This window comes from Mesorhizobium sp. M7A.F.Ca.ET.027.03.2.1 (genome assembly GCF_003999175.1).
Lineage (GTDB): Bacteria > Pseudomonadota > Alphaproteobacteria > Rhizobiales > Rhizobiaceae > Mesorhizobium.
The window spans coordinates 1-4,089 of record NZ_RZOM01000540.1 but is presented as its reverse complement, the minus strand read 5'-3'; the positions used below and the strand labels follow the sequence as shown (position 1 = coordinate 4,089).

Genomic DNA, 4,089 nt, shown 5'->3' with positions numbered 1-4,089 from the left:
GAATCCGAGCCGGGCGATGTTCTCCGGCGCCTGGCCGGTGATCTCATGACCTGCAAGGTCGATCCGGCCGCCCGCCACCGGCGTAACACCGGCGATCGCGCGCAGCAGCGAAGACTTCCCGGCTCCGTTCGGGCCGGTGATGAACAGGATTTCTCCCTCGTCCATGGAGAAGGAGACATTTCGGACCGCCGTGAGACGGCTGTAGCGGATGGTGATATCGGAAAGGGCGAGCAGGCTCATTCCATCGCCTCCAGCACAGGCAGGTCGGTGTTCGTGGCCGTGCCCATATAGGCGTGGCGCACCTTCTCGCTGTCGCGGATCGCGGCAGGCGGGCCTTCCTCGATGATCGCTCCGGAATCGAGCACGACGATATGCTGGCAAAGGCCGAGCACCAGCCCGACATTGTGCTCGATGAGCAGGACACCACAGCCGAGATCGCTGGCGATATGTCTTATCAGGGCCGAAAGCTCCCGCGCCTCCAGCGCGCTCATGCCAGCCGCGGGCTCGTCGAGCAGGATGTACGCGGGCCGTCCCATCAGGGCGCGGCCAATGGCGACGCGGCGCTCGTCCGTATATGGCAACGTTCCGGCGATGCGGGTGCCCAGCGCACCGATGCCTATCCAGTCGAGCATCGCTTCCGCTTCGGCGATGGCAGCGCGCCGGCTCATTCCCAGACCAACGCCGGTTACCTCCAAATTGTCCAGCACAGGCAGGTCGCGGAAGAGCCGCCCACCCTGGAAGGTGCGGGCAATGCCGCGCCGCCGGACCTGATGCGGCTTGAGACCTGTGAGTGCTGCCCCGTCGAGCTTGATGGTGCCTTCCGTCGGTGCCTGGAAGCCGGTCAGCACGTTGACGAGCGTGGTCTTGCCAGCGCCATTCGGGCCGATGAGGCCACTGATGCGGCCGGGCGTAATTTGGAGGTCTACCGATGACAGGGCCTTCAGCCCCGCAAACGATACCGAGACGTTCTCCGCGCTCAGATGACTCATGACCCTTTCCTTCTTTCTACCGACGGAAAGGCGCGAAGCATCCGGCCTTGCGGCCAGTCACGTTGCAAATGTCTTCCCCTGTCGGTTCCGGCGGTCTCTAGCGGACTGCTCGGGTGCCAAATTCACGCCGTTGCCCGGCGTCGTCTTGTCGTTTCGCGCACCGGATTTTGTCTTCCGCCACGCACGGTCGGTTTTGGCCGGCCGATCTCCTCGCCACCGGCTCCTCCGCCGGCATTTTCCCGGCTGACGTCAGCCGGCCAGATGCCCTTCAGCACGCGCCAGCGCGGCGCGCTGTTCGGTTCGCGCGGCAAGCGCGTCTTCCAGCGTCACCGGAACGAAGCGCGCCGGGGTGTGCGGCTGGAGCTGGGCGATAAGGTCCATGTCGGCCGATATCACCACGCCCAGCATCATGTACCCGCCACCCGAAACCGCGTCCCGGTGAAGAACGATCGGCTCCGTGCCACTCGGCACCTGGACGGATCCGTAGGGATAGCAGGCATCGACGATGTTCGAGGGGTCGGAGCCCGCACCGAAAGGCTGCTCGCGCTCGACGAATTCCAGCGGCGTCCCACCCCGGAAGCGATAGCCGATGCGGTCGGCTTCGGGTGCGACCTTCCAGGTTTCCTCAAAGAACCGAGTGCCGGCAGCTTCAGTGATCCGATGCCAGTACATGCCGGGAAGCATTCTGAGTTCCGCCGGACTATTGCCCGCGCGGCGCAGATTTGCAGGCAGTGAAAGACCGGCTTTGCCGGAACCCTCGCCGAGGGGAAGCTCATCACCCGCCTTCAGCGTGCGGCCCTGATGGCCGCCGAGTGCGCCCAGAATGTAAGTCGAGCGCGAACCGAGAACCACGGGTACGTCGATACCGCCGGAGACGGCCAGATAAGCGCGCGCGCCGCCCTTGAGGAAGCCGAAGGAAAGCCGGTCACCGGCCTTCACCGGAAAACTTTCCCAGGTCGGCCGTTCCTCGCCATTGAGTTTGGGGGGGAGTTCTCCTCCCGTGACGGCGACGACCGCGGATTGGGTGAATTCGAGTTCGGGGCCCATGAAGGTGGCTTCGAGCACCGCGGCACCCGGATCGTTGCCGACAAGCAGGTTTGCGATGCGTGTGGCAAAGCGGTCCATGCCGCCACCTTCTGGAATGCCGACATGGTAGTGGCCCGGTCGGCCAAGATCCTGCACGGAAGTGGAGAGGCCGGGAGAGATTACCTTAACGGCCATTGATAAGCTCCATCAGCTTTGCATTGGTGCCGTAAATATCGCTGTTGAAGTCCTTCAGGCTGAAGGTGCACTCGCGAACCGTCGGCTGCCACCGATTGGCTTCGATTTCCTCCAGCGTGGCGTCGTAGTCATCGCGGCCAATGGCCTTGAACTTGACGATGTCGCCTGGCTTGAACAGGCACATATCATCTGAGAGGTAGCGCACCTTCCTGGTCGGGTCGTAGATCGGAGCCGGGGTTATGCCATACATCTGGTAGCCGCCAGCGCCGCGCACCGAATAGATCGCTGCAAAGCAGCCGCCATGGCCAATGGTGAGCTTGGGAGTGTCGGTGCGTGGACGCAAGTATTTCGGCGCCTGAATCTGTTTCTTGCGCTCAACCATCTGGTACAGGAAGGGGAGTCCGGCGACGAAGCCGACCATGGACACGAACCAGGGCTGGCCGGAATAGGCCGTGATAAACTCTTCCACCGTGGCGTAGCCGTTGATGCGTGCCGAATATTCAAGATCGGTGGAGGAGGGGTCCTGATGGCGCTCGCGGAAGCGCAGGCAGGTTTCACGCGTCCATGGATCCTGGAAATAAACCGGCAGTTCGATGATCCGGGTCTTCAGCTCCGGGTCCGCCTTCGAGGCCGCCTCTTCCATCGACTTCAGTTCGCGGAGCAAATCCTGCGGCTTGACGATGTCGGGGTTGAAGCGAATCTGGAAGCTGGCGTTGGCTGGGCAGATCTCGGTGACACCTCGGATGCCTGCCGTACGCACCGCGTTGGTCATCGAAAGGCCGGTAAAGAAGGAGGTGAGCGACATTTCTTCGGACACCTCGCCGAAGATATGTTCGTCACCGCCGAAGTTGAATCGTATCGACATCGGTCCTCCTTAACCCGCCAATGTTGCGGCGTTTTCGATGAGCCAGCCTTCCAGCCAGCGGGTATGCACGTCTCCCGCCCGTACCGCCGGATCGGCGGCCAGCGCAAGAAACAGCGGCTTGGTGGTCTTGAGCCCGCCGATCTTCAACTCGTTGAGCGCGCGGATCAGGCGCACTATCGCCGCCTCGCGCGTTTCTGCATGCACGATCAGCTTGGCAAGCAGCGAATCATAAAAGGGCGGCACCTGATAGCCTTGGTAGAGCATCGAATCGAAGCGTACGCCCGGACCGCCGGGAATGCGAAGCTCGGCCACCTGCCCGGGGAATGGAGCGAACTCCTTCGCCGGGTCTTCGGCATTGAGTCGGACTTCGATCGCATGCCCCTTGACGGAGACATCGCCTTGCCGAATCTGCAGCTTCTCGCCGCCGGCGATGCGAAGCATCTCCGCAACGAGGTCGATGCCGGTGATCGCTTCGGTGACCGGGTGCTCGACCTGGATACGGGTGTTCATCTCGATGAAGTAAAAGCGATCTGCTTCATCGTCATAAAGATACTCTACCGTGCCGGCACCAGAGTATTTGACCGCCTTGGCCAAAGCGACCGCCGAAGCGCAGAGATCCTCGCGCAGCCTGTCTGAAAGTGCGCGCGACGGCGCCTCCTCCCAAACCTTCTGGCGTCGCCGCTGCAGCGAGCACTCCCGCTCATAGCAGTGAATGGCATCGCTTCCGTCTGCCAGCACCTGCACCTCGATATGGCGGGCCTTGCCGATCACTTTTTCCATGTAGAGGCCACCGTCGCCAAAGGCGGCGAGGGCTTCTGCTTCGGCCTGAGGAAAGGCTTGTTCGAACTCGGCGAGCGAGTTGGCGATGCGGATGCCCCGCCCGCCGCCGCCTGCCGCCGCCTTGATCATCACCGGAAAACCGGTTGCGGTCAGCACCTCGTGGCCAGCCTTGAGGCCCTCGACCCGGCCAGCCGAGCCAGGCACCACAGGGACACCCGCAGCGGCAGCGGCCGA

At 63.0% G+C, this 4,089-nt stretch carries 5 protein-coding genes; all 5 read right to left on the bottom strand.

From position 1 onward, the window contains the following. Window positions 1-240: ATP-binding cassette domain-containing protein (locus tag EN750_RS21700; RefSeq protein ID WP_127397601.1), on the bottom strand; the 240-nt coding region annotated here is incomplete at its 3' end. Continuing rightward, complete coding sequence (locus EN750_RS21695; RefSeq protein WP_127397600.1) at window positions 237-989, bottom strand: ABC transporter ATP-binding protein; 753 nt, start codon at window positions 987-989, stop codon at window positions 237-239. The genes EN750_RS21695 and EN750_RS21700, both read right to left, overlap by 4 nt. Before the next feature lie 249 nt (window positions 990-1,238). Further along, a complete protein-coding gene (locus EN750_RS21690) occupies window positions 1,239-2,210 on the bottom strand; it encodes a biotin-dependent carboxyltransferase family protein (protein WP_127319973.1) in 972 nt (323 codons plus the stop codon). Next, window positions 2,200-3,075, bottom strand: coding sequence for a carboxyltransferase domain-containing protein (locus EN750_RS21685; RefSeq protein WP_127397599.1), 876 nt, complete (start codon window positions 3,073-3,075; stop codon window positions 2,200-2,202). Before EN750_RS21685 ends, EN750_RS21690 begins: the two co-directional genes overlap by 11 nt. 9 nt (window positions 3,076-3,084) lie before the next feature. Then, window positions 3,085-4,089 (bottom strand): ATP-grasp domain-containing protein (locus tag EN750_RS21680; RefSeq protein ID WP_127397598.1); only part of this gene is annotated, 1,005 nt, incomplete at its 5' end.

Bases quoted from the DNA above. Each gene is read 5' to 3' on its own strand.
- EN750_RS21685 (WP_127397599.1), bottom strand. From the start codon at position 3,075: ATGTCGATACGATTCAACTTCGGCGGTGACGAACATATCTTCGGCGAG.
- EN750_RS21695 (WP_127397600.1), bottom strand. From the start codon at position 989: ATGAGTCATCTGAGCGCGGAGAACGTCTCGGTATCGTTTGCGGGGCTG.
- EN750_RS21690 (WP_127319973.1), bottom strand. From the start codon at position 2,210: ATGGCCGTTAAGGTAATCTCTCCCGGCCTCTCCACTTCCGTGCAGGAT.